Here is a 15,543-nt window from a genome sequence, read left to right as displayed (position 1 = left end):
GTCGTGCGGTTGGAGCCGCCACCCACCCCGTCCCGATACAACGCCGACGGCGTGTGGAGGCCTACCTCTCCTGGTTGGGGTGACAGGCCCGGCGAGCCGGATACCCGGCCCCTCCCAGCGCCCCATCGGACGGCACCCCGGTGAAAGCGGCTAAGCGCTCACCGCTCCCGCCGTTGGTCGCGCAGTCCGTGCTCTGCCCGATCTGCGTCGAGGAAGTCGGCTACGACGGCGGCTCGTTCCGGTGCGAGACCTGCCATGGCGGCTGGGCCAGTGACCGCTACGACGAGGAAGGCGTCGCCGACCCGGCCACCGAGCAGTGCCCCGCTGAGGTCGCGCCGCATGAGGACGGCAGGTACCCGAGCCTCGTAGGCAAGCGGTACCGCTGCGTCCGCGATGCGGGCCACCCGGCCGACTGGCCGGAGCGACACATCGGTGTCCGCTCGGACGGCGGCGTCGACTGCAGCGGGGACCCGTTCGAGTGGCGCGATGGCGAGTACCCGCGGTGGCAGCACTCGGAGGAGCCGGCGGCAGATGCCTGACCTGTAAGCACCGCGGCAGGCTGGTGATCGACACGCATCGTGCCGGGCGATCCCGTGTGCTCCTGCACCGGGGCCCGGGCTCGATCACGCGGACTTCGTGGTCGCATGCAACGACGAGAAGCCGAGCGCGCACGACGGGCGAGTAAGCGGCTCGCCGATGCGGAGAGCCGCCCGAAGTGGTTCCAGGACGCGATCGCAGCATTGATCGGCCCCAGCGTCGACGCGATCAACGACGCCCGAGCGCACTGTGCGGCGGCGCGGTCCGAGGTGGATGGCGCATCCGCTCCGACCGTGATCAGGATGCCGAGGTCTACGTGATGATCGATTCACTCGATGACATACAGGTCACGGACCGCCGCCGGCCCGGGAGAGGAACGGGTGATGCCTTGCGTCGAGTTCGACGACGCTGCCGACCTTGCGGGGGAACTCGTGCTGCAGCCGCCGGGGCGGGATCCCCAGGTCCCGGGCGCAGACGAGGTAGGTCGAGGGCACCTGCTTCCAGACCGCCGCGCCGACCGGCTGCGCGGTCACCTGCACGCTCCGCCGTGCGAGATGCCGCGACGACTCCGCCTGCATTGTGGTTGATGTGGACGCGAAGCCTGGTGCCAGGCGTCCAGCCCAGCGTGGCGAGCGCCGCGCGATCGGCGATCCGCCAGCCGCGGTCGAGGACGGACATCCCGTAGACGGTGTCCGTCGTCCGGGTGATCGGTGGCTGCGGTAGCGCCAATCCGCGGCGAGGGACAGCGGCCGCCCGGGGCGGATGTGCTGCTCCAGCGCTAGGTGTCCGTGGCGGGAGCAGCAGGGGCGCGACGGCGGCGTTGGTCACGACGACCACCGCCATGGGCGCGTCGCTGCTGCGCGCGCGTGTTCAAGCGCGTTCTGACACTGGTACGTCGTTCGTTGCAGGTGTGCAACGTCTGGGTGTCCGAGGAGGGAGTTGCGCACTAACCACACGTCTCGACCTAGGCAGATGACATCGGATGTGGAGCGCGCGAGGGCGGATCCTCGCGTTCAACGCCACCTGTGTCCGGGTGTTCTGTGATGACGATGTACTCATCTGCTGCCCCCTGTGCCCGGCTTCTGGCCGGCGCCACGTGATTTGGAGCGTTTCCTGGACTCGCAGGGAACTGCTTGTTCCCTGTTGCTCAGGCCGAGCGCCGCGGCGCGATGGTGAAGCCGAGTCTCCTGAGCACCGCCACCGCTCCGGCCTTCCCGCCTTCGAAATCGCCCGAGGCGAGGCGCTGCCCCGTGGCGAACTCGTACGCTGCACCGAGGAGCGCCTTGTGCGGGTAACGACGATCCTCCCAGACGAGTTCATAGGTCCGAGAAGGCCCGAAGCCGCGTTCGCGGAAGAAGTTGTCGGATCCCAGGCGGTCGTACTCCTCGATCGCGTGCAGCACGTCGTTCCGTGTCACGCGGTTCCACGTCACCATCCGGCACTCTCCTCGGTCGCCCACGCCTGGCTCTCACAGCAGCGTGCTCGCCCGGACGGCCCCTCGCATCGAGGTACTCCCCAGCCGTTTCGATGAGCTGGAGCTCCGGCAGGGGAGGACCCGGATGCGATGTGCTCGCTCCGCGAGCACGGTGCACGGAGTACTACCGCGTCCATTCCTGAGCAGAGGGTCCAGATCATGCAAAGTGCTGTGCGTTCACTTCGGGCCGACGTACTGGTCGTCGGTTTCGGCAAGGGCGGAAAGGCCGTCGCCGCTGCGATGGGTCGTGCGGGTAAGCGCGTCGTCGTGGTCGAGCAGTCCGATCAGATGTACGGGGGCACCTGCCCGAACGTGGGCTGCGTGCCGACGAAGGCGCTGGTGCACCGTGCTCACGCGCGTCGCCCGTCAGATCCGCCGCAGGACTGGTACGAGCGTGCGATCGGCGAGGTGCACGCCATCACGTCGCTGTTCCGGAAGGGCAACTTCGACGCGATGACCGAGGACGTGGGTGCCACCGTCCTCACGGGGCACGCCGAGTTCGTCGGTCCGCACACCGTCAGCGTCGACACCGCCGATGATCGGGTCACGGTGGAGGCCGATCACATCCTGATCAACACCGGGTCGACGCCGGTGATCCCGGACATCCCGGGCTTGCGAACCAGCGAGTACCTGGTGACCAGCACCGATCTGATCCACCGGACCGTGCTGCCGGAACACCTGGCGATCGTGGGCGGTGGCTACCTCGGGATCGAGTTCGCCTCCATCTACCGCCAGTTCGGTTCGCGCGTCACCCTCTTCGAGTCGACGTCCAGGATCCTGGAGCGGGAGGACGACGACGTCGCAGCGGTGGCGGAGGGCATCCTCGTCGATGAGGGTGTCAACATCGTCACCGGCGCGAATGTCACGGAGATCCGGGACGGTGCCGGTGGGGCGACGGTCCGGTACATGAACGACGGCCGGGAGCACACGGTCGCGGTGGACGCTGTGCTGGCGGCCGCCGGTCGCCGGCCGGCTACCGAGGGGCTCGGGCTCGCGGCGGCGGGAGTGCGCACCACCAGCAGGGGAGCGGTGGAGGTCGATGAGTACCTGCGGACCAGCCAGCCCCACATCTTCGCACTCGGAGACGTCAATGGTGGCCCGCAGTTCACCTACGTCTCGCTGGACGACAGTCGCATCGTCCTCGACCAGCTCCTGGGGGATGGCAAGCGCACGACGGCCGATCGGGTGGCTGTTCCTCGGACGCTGTTCATGACGCCTCCGCTGGCGAACGTGGGCTTGACCGAGCGGGAGGCCCGCGACGCCGGTTTCCGGGTGAAGGCGGCGAGCCAACCGGTCGCGGAGATCGTGGCGATGCCGCGCGCCTACGTCGTCGGGGAAACACGCGGCGTGATGAAGTTCGTGATCGATGTGGATACCGATGAAATCCTGGGTGCCGCTTTGCTCAGCGTCGATGCGCAAGAGCTGATCAACACCGTTGCGTTGGCGATGCGTCACGGCATCAAGGCCGGCGAACTGCGCGACAGCATCTACACGCACCCGTCGTCGACGGAAGCGTTCAACGACGTCATCGGCGCGGTCGTGCGCAGTGACGACGGGTGAGGAACGAGAGTGGAGGAGCAATGCGCCGGGCTCCGGTGTCCTGACGATGCGGGGCCGTCGTTACGCCCGCTCATCGCCCGTGAGCACCAAGTGCAGCTCGGTCCGGGACCTGATGGCGAGCTTGGTGAACACCTTGTGCAGGTGGTACTCGACGGTTCGTGGGCTGATGGAGAGCACCGTCGCGATCTCCGGGTTGGACCGGCCGTCGCGGGCCAGCGCTGCGATGCGCACTTCCTGCTCCGTGAGCGGGGCACGGGTTGCGGGTGTGCGCCTCCGCGGGCGCTCGCCCGTCGCGAGCAACTCCCGCATCGCACGGGTCGCGAACGCCTCGGCGCCCATCTCGACGAACGCATCGTGCGCGGCCCGCAGCGGCGCCCGGGCGTCGACCCGCCTGGCCTGCCGACGCAGCCACTCGCCGTACACCAGCTGCGTGCGGGCCAGGTCCGTCCTGATGCGTGATCGCTCCAACCGGCCGATCGCTTCGGCGTAGAGATCCTCGGCCGCCCGGCCGTCCTGCAGCAGCGCCCGCGACCGGGCCTCGACACCCAACGCCCAGTCGGTGCCGCTCAGCCATGCGCGTTCGGAGAGCCGTTCGAGGGCGTCGCTCGCGGTAGCGAGCTCACCGGAGCGCACCGCTCCTTCGACGAGCTCTGCGAGCGACCACCCCTGCAACTCGAGAGCCTCGCGGTCGAGGACGCCGCGCGTCACGGCGACGGCGTCCCCGTACGCGCCGAGCCCGTTGCAGAGAACGGCCGTGGCGTAGCCCTGCGTGGCGGCGACCATCCCCGCTCCGTCGGGCTCGCCGGACTCCAGCTCGGGGTTCCTCCGGCCGCGCCATGCGGCCAGCACACGGTCAGCGTGGGGGAAGGGCGGCACGCCGGCGGCGTCGGTCAGCGCTCTCGCCTCCTCGACCAGAGATCGGGCTGTGTCGAAACGCCCGATGTGGATCTCCACCAGCGCGCGGTGGGTGAGGACGTACGGGAGGACCGCTCGGGCACCCGCGTTCCGCACGCGTTCGACCTCTGCACCGGTCAGCTCGTCCCACCGGTCGTCGTCCCAGAGGTCGGGTGCGATGAGGCACCCGAGCAGCCGAGAACCGCTGTCGACGGCGTGGTCGTTGTCGAGGGTCTTCAGTGCGAGCTTGAGCGGCTCGACGCCCGCCGCGTAGCCGTTGGTGCACCGCTGGGCCAGTCCCTCCAGCAATCGGTCCGTCCTCTGGGACCGGCTCCCGGCCAACCTGGTCAGGGCGGTGCGCACCACGTCCACGTGCCCCGTGAAGATGGCTGCGCCCAACGCTTCGAGGTAGGCGGTCCGGGCGTGTCGCGGTGCGCATCTCGCCAGATCCTCTGCGGAGTCCAGCAGCTGCGCGACGGCGGCTCGGCTGCGGGTTGCGTCGAAGGCCATGCGCGCCCACACCTGGCGCAACCGCGCACCGCTCACCGCATCGACCGGCCCGCGTTCAGCCCTCGCCAACAGGCGCGTGGCGGCATCGACGGCGCCGATGCTCCGGTAGGTCTCGGCCGCGGCGATCGTCCGCTCCACGCGCGGCGCGGACTTGGTGGTGCAGAGCGCGGCGCGTTCGAGGAAGGCGGCCTCGGCCGGGAGCCCACCCCGGCCGCGAGCCGTCTCGGCGGTGTCCGCCAGCGCCTCCGCGACCGTGTCGTCGGGTCCCTGCAGCGCATGCGCGAGGTGCCAGGCGTGGCGGTCCGGGTCGGCGGCGCGATCCGTCGCAGCAGCCAGCGCGGCGTGCACCCGACGCCGTTGAGCGGCAGATGCCCGTCCGTAGACCGCCCACCGCAACTGCGGATCCCGGAAGGTGACCCAGGACCCGAAGGACACCAGCTCCTCCACCTCGAGCTGGTCCGCGGCGTCGGCAGCGATCCCGAGCGCGGCGGCCGCCCGCCACACGCGTGCCGGATCCCCCAGCGGTTCGGCTGCCGCCAGGAGCAGCAACAGCCTGCTGTCAGGCGTCAACCGGGCGAGGTCGACGTGGACGGCGGCGTTCCCGCCGACGAGGCCGTAGCCACCGGCGAGTTCCACCGGCGACACGCGCCGCGCTGCGTCGAGCAGCACCCGTGGATTGCCTCGTGCCTCCGCCACGATCCGCTCGAGCACGTTCTCATCCACGGCCGCGGGGAGGTGCGACTCCAACAGCCGACGTGCGTCGGCGTCGCCGAGGCCGTCGAGGACGAGGTCCGGCAGGCCCGGGAAGCCGTTGCCGCGCCCCGCGAGCAACAGGGCGACGGGCACCGCGTCCAACCGCCGCGCGACGAACGCGAGCACGTCGGCGGACGCTGCGTCGAGCCACTGGATGTCGTCGACGATGCAGAAGAGCGGCTGGGTTGCAGCGGCCATCGCCAGCAGGGCTGCGGTCGCGACCCCGACGATGAACCGGTCCGTTGCCGGGCCCGCCCGCAGCCCGATGGCCGTCTCGAGCGCGTCCCTCTGGTGCTCCGCCAGGCCGGGGAGTTCGGCAGCGAGAGCGGAGCACAGGAGGTGCAGGGTCGAGTACGGCAGCTCGGCTTCCGCGGCCACTGCGCGCACCCGCACCGTGTGGCAGTGCGACGCAAGCCTTGCCGCCCGGTCCAGGAGCGCGGTCTTGCCGATCCCCGGCGCACCGCGCACCACGAGGACGGCGTTGTGTCCGGCTCCCGCCTTGCGCGGTAGTTGTTCCAGCAGTGCGCACTCGTCGCCGCGGCCGACGAGCGCGTGCGACGTGCTCCCGTCATTCACCTGATCGACCTTTCGAGGAATCCGCGGACCGTGCCGGCGACCGCATCGAGGTGGCTCTCCAGGAGGAAGTGGCCACCGTCGAGCAGCACCACTTCCGCGTGCGGGGCGTCGTCGACGAAGGCGAGAGCGCCCTCCAGCCGGAAGATCTCGTCGTTGCGACCCCAGACGGCCAACAGCGGGACCCGGCTTCTGCGCAGGTAGGCGTGCAGCTCCGGGTACATCGGGGGGTTGCGCGCGTAGTCGGTCAGGAGCCGCAACTGGACCAGATCGTTCCCCGGCCGGCTCACCAGGTGGAAGTCGTGGTACCAGGTGTCCGGGCTGACGAGGGTCGGGTCGGGAACGCCGTGCATGTACCGCCAGCGGATCGCCTCGAGCGTCAACGTCTGCCGGAGCGCGGCGGTGGTCTGCGGTGTCGGCCGCGCCCAGTGCTCGCGCACCGGCCTCCAGAACTCCTCGGCGAAACCGGCGTCGTAGGCGTTGCCGTTCTGCGAGATGATCGCGGAGACCGCGTCGGGCCTCGCCACGGCCACGCGCCAGCCCACGGGCGCCCCGTAGTCGTGCACGTACAGGGCGAACCGGTCGACGTGCAGCTGCCGCAGCAGGTCCACGGTGAGGTCGGCGAGCGCGTCGAAGGTGTAGTCGAACTCCTCGACCGCCGGCGCGTCGGAGAAGCCGAAGCCCAGGTGGTCCGGGGCGATCACGTGGTACCGGTCGGCCAGCAGCGGGATCAGGTTGCGGAACATGGTCGAGCTGGTCGGGAAACCGTGCAGCAGCACCACGGTCGGCGCGTCCGCCGGGCCCGCCTCCCGGTAGAACAGGCACTGCCCTCGAACGGTCGCGTAGCGGTGGTGCACCGTCGCCATGTCTGCTCCGTTCGTCACCACGCCGCTGACGGTGGGCGAGCACCCCTGCGCGGTTCGGTTCGAGCCTGCTGCCGACGCACGGGCAGCGGCATCCCCCGGCGGGTAGCCGTCACCTCCGCCGCTGACCAGTGGCTACCGTGGTGCCGTGCACGGTTCTCCGGAGATGTCGAGGTGGCGACGCTCCGCGGAGCTGATCGGTCGTCGGGCCGAGTGCACGGTGCTCGACCAGCTGATCGGCGCGGTGCGCGCGGGGGAGAGCCGGCCGCTGGTGGTGCACGGGGAGCCCGGTGTGGGGAAGACCGCGCTGCTGGACTACGTGGGTGTGCAGGCGCTGGGCTACCACGTTCTGCGCGGCAGCGGCGTGCAGTCGGAGATGGAACTGCCGTTCGCGGGGTTGCACCAACTGTGTGCTCCGCTGTTGGCCGGGCTCGACATGCTGCCGCAACCGCAGCGGGAGGCGTTGCGCACCGCGTTCGGGATGAGCGCGGGGATCACACCGGATCGGTTCCTGGTCGGCCTGGCCGTGTTGGGCTTGCTCTCCGACGCCGCACAGGAACGGCCGTTGATGTGCCTGGTCGACGACTACCAGTGGCTCGACCGCACCTCCGCGCAGGTTCTCGCGTTCGTCGCCCGGCGGTTGGGCACCGAAGCGGTGGGTCTGATCGTGGCCACCAGGGTGGTCGACGGTGACCTGGGTGGGCTGCCGGCGTTGGAGGTGGGCGGCCTGCGCCCGGCGGATGCCGGAGCACTGCTGGACACCGTGCTGGTCAGGCCGGTCGACGCGCAGGTCCGGGACCGGATCATCGCCGAGACCCGCGGCAACCCGCTGGCCCTGCTGGAGCTGCCGCGGGGGCTGACGCCCGCGGAACTGGCGGGCGGGTTCGGACTTCCGGGCGCGGTGACGCTCTCGAGCAGCATCGAGGGGAGCTTCGCCCGCGAGGTCGGCGCCCTCCCGGATCCGTCCCGGCGGTTGCTGCTCGTGGCCGCCGCCGACCCGTCCGGGGATCCGGCACTGGTCTGGCGGGCAGCCGCTCTGCTCGGCATCGGGCCTGACGCCGGTGTACCGGCGGCGGAGGCGGGCCTGGTCGAGCTGGGTGTCCGGATCCGGTTCCGGCACCCCCTGACCCGCTCGGCGGTCTACCGATCAGCATCTCCGGAGGAGCGTCGGCAAATCCATCGCGCCCTGGCCGAAGCCACCGACTCGCAGTCGGACCCCGACCGCCGCGCCTGGCACCGTGCACAGGCCGTGTCCGGGACCGACGAGGAGGTGGCCGCTGAACTCGAGCACTCGGCGAACCGAGCCCGGGCTCGCGGCGGGCTTGCCGCCGCCGCGGCGTTCCTCCTCCGCACGGCGACGCTGACGCTCGATCCGGCGAAGCGGGCGGCTCGGGCACTCGCCGCTGCGGAGACCCACATCCACGCCGGTGCGCTCGACACGGCGCACGACCTGCTGGCCATGGCGGACACGGAGCCGCTCGACGACCGCCAGCGCGCGCAGGCCGACATGATCCGTGCGCAGCTGGCGTTCGTGACGAACCGGGGGAGCGATGCCCCGCCCCTGCTGCTGAAGGCCGCCACCCGGCTCGGACCCGTCGACCCCGGGCTGTCCCGCGCGACGCACCTGGACGCGGTGTGCGCCGCGATCTTCGCCGGCCGCCTGGCGGGCGAAGGTGCGGGCGTGCTCGAGATCGCGCGAGCTGCTCGCGCGGCACCACCACCGTCGGACGACGAGACCCGGGTGCCCGACCTCCTCCTGGACGGGACGCTCGCCTCCTACACCCACGGGTACGCGGCCGGTTTGCCCTCGCTCCGCGCCGCGCTGGCCGGGTTCGGCACCGGGATGTCCGCGGAGGAGGAGCTGCACTGGCTCTTCCTCGCGACCACCACCACGTTGCGGCTCTGGGACGACGGTCGGTGGGACACGCTGTCCGCGCGGCACGTCCAGCTCGCCCGCGAGCTCGGCTCGCTGACCGAACTCCCCCTGGCCCTCACGACCCGCGGTTACATGCTCCTGTTCGCGGGGGACCTCGACGGGGCGACAGCCCTGGCCGGCGAGGCGCAGGCCATCGGAGACGCGACCGGTGCCACCCTGGCGCCCTACGGTGCCCTGGGTGTCGCGGCGTTCCGCGGCGACGCGGCCGCGGTGTCCGACCTCCACGAGGCGGCGCTGCGGGACGTGACCCGACGCGGGGAAGGCGTCGGGATCACCTTCGCCGAGTGGGCGAGGGCCCTGCTCGGCAACGGGCTCGGCCACTACGACGACGCGCTGTCCGCCGCCCAGCGGGGCACCGCCTACGCACCCGACCCGGGTTCTCTGATCTTCCCGGCGGTCGAACTGTTCGAAGCCGCGGCGCGCACCGATCAGGTCGGGGCTGCGAGCGAGGTCTTCGACCGCTTCACCGAGATGACCACGGCCAGCGGCACGGACTGGGCGCTCGGGCTGCAGGCCCGTTCACAGGCGTTGCTGACCGTGGGCGACGCGGCCGACGGGCTGTACCGCGACGCGATCGCCCACCTCGGCCGGACCAGGCTGCGCGCCGAACTGGCCCGCACCCACCTCCTGTACGGGGAGTGGCTGCGCCGGATGCGCCGCCACAACGCCGCGCGGGAGCAACTGCGCACGGCTCACACCATGCTCGAGTCCATGGGGATGACCGCGTTCGCCGAGCGCGCGAACCGCGAGCTGCGTGCCGCCGGTGGTGCGGTCCGCAAGCGCACCGACGCGAGCCGCTACGACGAGCTCACCGCCCAGGAGACGCAGATCGCCCGCATGGCCCGCGACGGGCTGTCGAACCCGGAGATCGCCTCCCGCCTGTTCATCAGCGCGCACACCGTGCAGTACCACCTGCGCAAGGTGTTCACCAAGCTCGGCGTCACCTCCCGCAGCCAACTCGACCGAGCGCTGCCGGACAGCCGCGGAGCGTGACCGACATCCCGGCCGGGCGCGAGGGAGCACCCGGATGCGATGGGCGCGCCGACGGCGCAGCATCGCGGGGCGCGGTGGGGAGCCGCGCGGACCGGAGGATGCACGATGGGTGACGACAGCGACGGCGTCGACGGGGTCGACACGGACTCAGGGCTGCTCGAACCGGAAGACAGCCTCGTCGACATCGGCATCGGGGACGTTCTGGACGAGGGGTACTCGGCGCCCGAACGGCCGTGGGCCGTCGGAGGGTGGGGCCTGACCCCACGCGAAGCCGCCGGCCACGAGAGCCTCGCAGCGCGCCTCGCCCGCGAGCTGCCGGAGGTCCGAGCGGCCGGCGGCGACGGACTCGGGGATGCCGAGGACACGGACGGCGAGCTCTACGACGAGGAAGTCGGAACCGCTCCCTCCGGGCGGCTGGCCGAGTACGACGGCGACGTCGACGAGTACCGGTACCTGTACGCGGTCGACGTGGGCATCGACGGCGGCTCGGCGTCCGCCGAAGAGGCCGCGGTGCACATCGTGCCGGACGAGCGCGACCAGGACGGGTCCTAGTCCCCGGGGAAGCCGCGCTCTTGCAGGACCCAGCGGTTCCCGTCGGGATCGGTGAAGTCGAGGAAGCTCGCGTAGTCGCGCCGTTCCGGATCGACGGCGGGCTCCCAGCCGCCGCGCCACTGATTGCCGGCCGCCTTGTGCCGGATGTCGCCCACGTCGACTCCGCGGTCGAGAAGCTCGGCGCGCGCGAGGTCGATGTCGACGACCACCAGGTAGATGCTGCGGTCCGGGTCGGGGTGCCGCCCGGGCGGAGCGGCCACGAGCTGGATCGAGCACGCCGAGCCGGGTGGGGTGAGCTGGACGACCCGGAAGTCGGCGCTGGGGCGGTAGTCGATGTCGAGCGTGAATCCGACCTGCTCGGTGTAGAAGGCCAGTGACCGGTCGACGTCCGAGACCGGCAGCACGACGACCTCGAGGCGGAAGTCCACGGTGTTTGCGCTCCTCAGGTGGGGGGGGGGGGGTGGGTCCGTCGCGGCCGTTCACACGTCCAGCACGAGCGCCGTGCGCGGACGGGCGCAGCACAGCAGCACGCTGCCCGGCGCCGGTGCGTCGAGTGGTGCGGGCGTGTAGTCGACTTCGCCGGACAGGAGCGGGGTCTCGCAGGTGCGGCACACCCCGGAGCGGCACTGCCAGCGGGTCGGTACGTCGCAGGCCTCGGCGAGTTCGAGCACGCTGGCCCGCTCCGTGTCGAACCCGGCGGTGACGCCGCTCCGGGCGAACGTCACCAGCGGCCCGCCACCGGGCGCCCCCGGGGGAGGATGGGGCGCCCGGCGGGACGGATCGACGACGCCCGGCGTGATCGGGGCGAGGGTGCCGAACGTCTCGCTTCGGATCCGGGCGCCATCCAGGCCTGCGGTTCGCAGCGCCTCGGTCACATCTGCGATGAACCCGGACGGTCCGCAGACGTAGGCGGTGGCGCCCGGAGGCAGGTCGAGCTCGGCGATCCGCGGTGCGGACAACCGCCCGGCAACCATGTGCGGATCACCGCTCCGTCCGGTGCCGCGGCTGTAGTAGACGCGGGCGCGGGCGCGGGGGAGCGCAGCGAGCAGGTCGCGGGCTTCCGCCGCGAAGACCTGCTCGCCGGAGCGGCGAGCGGCGTGCAGCCACCACACCTCGCGCTCGCTGCGGTGATCGGCGAGCTGGTGCAGCATCGCCAGTACCGGGGTGACACCGATGCCCGCCGAGACGAGGACGACGGGTCCGGCACCGTCGTCCAGCACGAACTCGCCTCGTGGCGCGGCGGCCTGCAGGAGCGCGCCGGGCCGGAGCGTCTGGTGGAGGTAGCCGCTGACCACTCCGCCCGGTTCGCGTTTCACGCTGATCCGGTAGGTGTCCGCGCCAGGGGCGGAGGACAGGGAGTAGCTGCGCACCGGAGCCGGCTCGGCGGCCGGCACCCGGACCGCCAGGTACTGCCCTGGGCCTGCCGCGGGCAGTCGTGTCCCGTCGAGGGCGGCGAGGTGCACCGAGGACACCGACGGGCTCTCGCGGACGACGGCTGTGACCCGCAGCTCCCGGAAACCCGGCCACGCGGGTTCGCCGACGGGCCGGTCGTCGAGCAGCTGCCGCAACGAGGTCTGCCAACCGGGGCTCAGCGCCGGGATCCGCACCGCCCGCCGGAGCGTCGCGAGGTCGCGGCCGGGCAGGTAGAGCAGGGCGTCGACGGCCGCGACGCTCACCCGTCCCGGCCCGAGGGCGATCCGGACGATCTGGTCCCCGGGGCGTACGCGACCCTCGGAGATCACGCGCATGTAGAACCCCGGCCGGTGGTGGGCGACGAGCTTGGCCGCCAGCTCCGGCTCCCCGATTCGCAGGCCTGCACGGAAGCAGGTCACCCGCGGCTGGCTCACCTCGAACTCGGCCTCCCCGATGCGGTAGCGGTCCCCGATGCAGACTTCGTCGTCGCTGAGTCCCTCCACCGTGAGGTTCTCGGCGAACGTGCCGGGCGCGAGGTCGTCCCGACGGAGCTGTTCGCGCCAGTACTCGTAGGACTCGACCTGGTAGACGAGCACGGCGCGGTGGGGGCCGCCGTGGCCGTAGGTGTCGCCCTGCCCGTCCCCCTCCACCCCGAGGCGGCGGACCATCCGAGCTCCGTCGACCGGGTCCTTCCAGGCGCCCGTGTGGACGGTGACGCCGTTCCAGGCGACGCCGCGCGGCAGCCCGACGTTCACTGAGACCAGGGTCGGCATGAGGGGCTCCGATCTGTGCAGGGCCGGCGTCGGTCAGCCGGTCGGGATCTCGTCGGTGGTGAGCCCGCGGTCCACGCCGTGCGGGGTGACGTGTTGGCCCGGTTCGAGGCGCAGGACCGTGCCGTCGAGGGTGACCGTGACCAGGTCCGGTTCGAAGGAGACGTGGTCGCGCACCCGGGCCACCTCGGGCCAGGCGTCGGTGTAGGACCAGGCGGCGCGCGCGACCCCGGCGACGTCGTAGTAGCTGGCCAGGCCCTTGTACGGGCAGAAGGTCTGGCCCTCGACCGGCGTGAGCGCGGTGGCGTCGACGTCGCCGCGGCGCACGTACCAGCGCGGCGCGAAGCCGGACTCGTACAGCACGACGGGCTTGCTGGTCTCCGCGACGACCCGGTCGCCGACGCGGACGACGAGGTGCCGGGAGGTGTCACGGATGTCGTTGCGGTGGTAGGCGTCGGCGGCGTGGCCGACGATGCGCTCGTCCTCCTCGTAGAAGGCGTCCATCGCCCGCCAGGCGAAGGCCACCCGGTCGGCGAGCTCGCTCGCGTGGGGCGGGAGCGCGGTGTGCTGCCAGGCCGCGCGGCGCGTCGTCCGCTCGCCGGCGTGCACGGCGAACCACGAGGTCGGGCCGAGATCGCGGTGGGTGGTGACGGTTTCGACCGGGCGCAGCGCTCCCAGCGCGACCGCGGGGAGTGGGAAGTAGGCGACGGGGTAGCGGCCGGGCTCGTGCAGGAGGACGACGTCCTCGCTGTCGGCGATCCACTCGCCTCCGAAGCGGACGCGCATCCGTCTGCGCAGGGGTTCGGCGAACAACAGCCGATCCGGGAGCGGGTCGGGCACGAGGAAGCGTCCGACGGGCGCGGTGCCCAGCGGGCCTTGCTGCCAGGACAGGCCCATGGCTCGGTCCTTTCGTCAGGTGGGGATCCCGGCAACGGCCGGGGTGACGCCGGTGAGGAAGGTGTGGTGAGCGCGAACAGACTGCGAGTGCGCCGGACGTGCGATACCTACTGTGTTGTGCACGGCGTGCTGGCGAATCCCCCGGTGGGTGGCCGTGCCGGGTAGTGCCGCAGCCCTGAAGGCGGACCGGCCGGGACCGCGGCCCGCTCGTCGCCCGCCCGGACGCCGAGACTCAGGTTCGAGGGTTCGGCGTGCGACCGGTCGTGTCGATCACGATCTCCGACTGCAACGTGCGGTGCACCGGGCAGCGGTCGGCGATCTCCATCAGACGGGCGCGTTGATCGTCGTCGAGGTCTCCGTCCAGCTCGACGACGCGCTCGAGCCGGTCGAGCATGCCTGCCTCCGTCTCGCAGTTCGTGCAGTCCTCGGCGTGGATGCGGGAGTGGCGCAGCGACACCGTGACGTCGGCCAGCGGCCAGTGTTTGCGCTGCGCGTACAGCCGGAGGGTCATCGCGGTGCACGCGCCGAGCGAGGCGAGCAGCAGGTCGTAGGGGGTGGGGCCGGTGTCGTCCCCGATCGGCAGGGGCTCGTCCGCCACCAGGTGGTGGGGCCCGGCGTCGATGTGCTGGGCGAGCGTGCCCGGCCGTGTGCCGGACACGACGACGCGACCTTCGCGGCCTCCGTCCGGCGTCGGTCCAACAGGTTCGGGCAGATAGCGCCGTGCCCACGGCGCGAGCACCGCGGCGACGTACGCGGCGTCGTCCGGCGCGGTGAGCAGGTGGTCGGCGCCGTCGAGGGCGATGAAGGACTTCGGGTGCCTCGCCGTGTCGAAGATGCGCCTGGCGTTGTCCACGCCGACCAGCTCGTCGGTGGGCGAGTGCATCACGAGCAGCGCGGCACCGAGCTTGCTGATCCGTTCGGCCTGCGGCTGTTCCGCCAGGTCCTCGAGCAGCTCGCGGCGGACGTGGAAGGCGCGGCCGCCGAGGACGACCTCGGCATCGCCGTCCTGTCCGATCCTGGCCCCGTGCTCGAGCAATCCGACGACGTGCTGCGGGTCGGCGGGGGCGCCGATGGTGGCTACCGCCCGGACTTCCGGGATCAGGTGCGCCGCCGCCAGCGTGGCGGCTCCGCCGAGCGAGTGCCCGATCAGGATCGACGGCGCCGTGAAGTGTTCCCGCAGGTGATCGGCTGCGCGCACGAGGTCGTCGATGTTCGAGCTGAAGTGCGTGTTGCTGAAGTCGCCACCCGAACCTCCGAGCCCGGTGAAGTCGAAGCGCAGCACCGCGATGCCGCTTCCGGTCAGCGCCCGCGCGATCCGGGCCGCCGCGACCACGTCCTTGCCGCAGGTGAAGCAGTGCGCGAACAGCGCGTAGGCATGGGGTTCGGTCTCCGGCAGGTCGAGCCGGGCGGCCAGCGGCGCACCCTGCGAGCCCGGGAACTCGAGTTTCCTGCTCAACGCCACAGGTCTCCTCCATCGATCCGGCGCGCCGCTCGAGGACCGTGCACCTCGAGCCGGTATCGGTTTGATCCCACAGGATGAAGGTGGCCCTTCACCGCAACCCACCGGCAGAGGTTGGTCAACACCAGCTCCTGCATCTGCTCGGTGAACTCCAACGTGATCGTCCGTGGTGGATCTTCACAGCGCAGTACGGGCGTGAACCGGCCGTCACACACCGCGTCGGCCTCGAGACGACCGGTGGCCAGGTACGAGGTGGTGGCACCGGCCTCGAGGTTCGGAAATCCCACGAGCACGCATCCACTGTCTGCTGGTCCGGGCGTCGATCGCATCCGGGTGCTCCCCGGTCACACCGCCACCGG

At 71.6% G+C, this 15,543-nt stretch carries 13 protein-coding genes; 4 read left to right on the top strand and 9 right to left on the bottom strand.

Annotation, left to right across the window (positions count from 1 at the left end):
- Nucleotides 1–173: 173 nt before the first annotated feature.
- Nucleotides 174–539: a hypothetical protein gene (locus tag ACFPL3_RS30490; RefSeq protein WP_343946666.1), complete on the top strand. Its 366-nt coding sequence runs from the start codon at nt 174–176 to the stop codon at nt 537–539.
- Nucleotides 540–884: 345 nt separating this feature from the next.
- Here ACFPL3_RS30490 and ACFPL3_RS30485 read toward each other — a convergent pair whose 3' ends face one another.
- Both ACFPL3_RS30485 and ACFPL3_RS30480 read right to left on the bottom strand, forming a co-directional pair.
- The gene (locus ACFPL3_RS30485) at nt 885–1,070 is read right to left on the bottom strand and encodes a hypothetical protein (protein WP_343946667.1); all 186 of its coding nucleotides are present in this window, start codon (nt 1,068–1,070) and stop codon (nt 885–887) included.
- A 614-nt stretch (nt 1,071–1,684) separates the two neighbouring features.
- The gene (locus ACFPL3_RS30480) at nt 1,685–1,972 is read right to left on the bottom strand and encodes a ScoMcrA-related endonuclease (protein ID WP_343946668.1); all 288 of its coding nucleotides are present in this window, start codon (nt 1,970–1,972) and stop codon (nt 1,685–1,687) included.
- A gap of 198 nt (nt 1,973–2,170) precedes the next feature.
- Here ACFPL3_RS30480 and ACFPL3_RS30475 point away from each other — a divergent pair, with 198 nt between their 5' ends.
- Nucleotides 2,171–3,571 (top strand): FAD-dependent oxidoreductase, encoded by a 1,401-nt coding sequence (locus tag ACFPL3_RS30475; protein WP_343946669.1) that lies wholly within the window; start codon nt 2,171–2,173, stop codon nt 3,569–3,571.
- 60 nt (nt 3,572–3,631) lie between these two features.
- Here ACFPL3_RS30475 and ACFPL3_RS30470 read toward each other — a convergent pair whose 3' ends face one another.
- Both ACFPL3_RS30470 and ACFPL3_RS30465 read right to left on the bottom strand, forming a co-directional pair.
- A complete protein-coding gene (locus ACFPL3_RS30470) occupies nt 3,632–6,304 on the bottom strand; it encodes a helix-turn-helix transcriptional regulator (protein ID WP_343946670.1) in 2,673 nt (890 codons plus the stop codon).
- Entirely contained in the window at nt 6,301–7,167 is an 867-nt protein-coding gene (locus ACFPL3_RS30465; protein WP_343946671.1) for an alpha/beta fold hydrolase, read from the bottom strand. Before ACFPL3_RS30465 ends, ACFPL3_RS30470 begins: the two co-directional genes overlap by 4 nt.
- Nucleotides 7,168–7,312: 145 nt before the next feature.
- Here ACFPL3_RS30465 and ACFPL3_RS30460 point away from each other — a divergent pair, with 145 nt between their 5' ends.
- Both ACFPL3_RS30460 and ACFPL3_RS30455 read left to right on the top strand, forming a co-directional pair.
- Entirely contained in the window at nt 7,313–10,093 is a 2,781-nt protein-coding gene (locus ACFPL3_RS30460) for a helix-turn-helix transcriptional regulator (RefSeq protein WP_343946672.1), read from the top strand.
- Between the two features lie 105 nt (nt 10,094–10,198).
- The gene (locus ACFPL3_RS30455; RefSeq protein WP_343946673.1) at nt 10,199–10,645 is read left to right on the top strand and encodes a DUF5709 domain-containing protein; all 447 of its coding nucleotides are present in this window, start codon (nt 10,199–10,201) and stop codon (nt 10,643–10,645) included.
- Here ACFPL3_RS30455 and ACFPL3_RS30450 read toward each other — a convergent pair.
- The 5 genes from ACFPL3_RS30450 to ACFPL3_RS30430 all read right to left on the bottom strand — a co-directional run bounded on the left by ACFPL3_RS30450 (nt 10,642) and on the right by ACFPL3_RS30430 (nt 15,471).
- Nucleotides 10,642–11,073 (bottom strand): VOC family protein, encoded by a 432-nt coding sequence (locus ACFPL3_RS30450; protein ID WP_343946675.1) that lies wholly within the window; start codon nt 11,071–11,073, stop codon nt 10,642–10,644. The two genes, ACFPL3_RS30455 and ACFPL3_RS30450, sit on opposite strands and share 4 nt — an antisense overlap.
- Before the next feature lie 51 nt (nt 11,074–11,124).
- Nucleotides 11,125–12,813, bottom strand: coding sequence for an MOSC and FAD-binding oxidoreductase domain-containing protein (locus ACFPL3_RS30445; protein ID WP_343946676.1), 1,689 nt, complete (start codon nt 12,811–12,813; stop codon nt 11,125–11,127).
- Between the two features lie 51 nt (nt 12,814–12,864).
- Nucleotides 12,865–13,725 carry a DUF427 domain-containing protein gene (locus ACFPL3_RS30440; protein ID WP_343946677.1) on the bottom strand — a complete coding sequence of 287 codons (861 nt, stop codon included), beginning with the start codon at nt 13,723–13,725 and terminating at the stop codon, nt 12,865–12,867.
- A 232-nt stretch (nt 13,726–13,957) separates the two neighbouring features.
- Nucleotides 13,958–15,181: a bifunctional alpha/beta hydrolase/OsmC family protein gene (locus ACFPL3_RS30435; protein ID WP_379589789.1), complete on the bottom strand. Its 1,224-nt coding sequence runs from the start codon at nt 15,179–15,181 to the stop codon at nt 13,958–13,960.
- A complete protein-coding gene (locus ACFPL3_RS30430; RefSeq protein ID WP_343946703.1) occupies nt 15,178–15,471 on the bottom strand; it encodes a hypothetical protein in 294 nt (97 codons plus the stop codon). Before ACFPL3_RS30430 ends, ACFPL3_RS30435 begins: the two co-directional genes overlap by 4 nt.
- Nucleotides 15,472–15,543: the final 72 nt, after the last annotated feature.

Origin of the sequence: Pseudonocardia zijingensis (assembly GCF_042657305.1) — a bacterium.
Taxonomy (GTDB): Bacteria; Actinomycetota; Actinomycetes; order Mycobacteriales; family Pseudonocardiaceae; genus Pseudonocardia; species Pseudonocardia zijingensis.
This window is presented reverse-complemented; position numbering and strand designations above follow the sequence as displayed.

Bases quoted from the DNA above. Each gene is read 5' to 3' on its own strand.
- ACFPL3_RS30475 (WP_343946669.1), top strand. From the start codon at position 2,171: ATGCAAAGTGCTGTGCGTTCACTTCGGGCCGACGTACTGGTCGTCGGT.
- ACFPL3_RS30455 (WP_343946673.1), top strand. From the start codon at position 10,199: ATGGGTGACGACAGCGACGGCGTCGACGGGGTCGACACGGACTCAGGG.
- ACFPL3_RS30480 (WP_343946668.1), bottom strand. From the start codon at position 1,972: ATGGTGACGTGGAACCGCGTGACACGGAACGACGTGCTGCACGCGATC.
- ACFPL3_RS30465 (WP_343946671.1), bottom strand. From the start codon at position 7,167: ATGGCGACGGTGCACCACCGCTACGCGACCGTTCGAGGGCAGTGCCTG.
- ACFPL3_RS30440 (WP_343946677.1), bottom strand. From the start codon at position 13,725: ATGGGCCTGTCCTGGCAGCAAGGCCCGCTGGGCACCGCGCCCGTCGGA.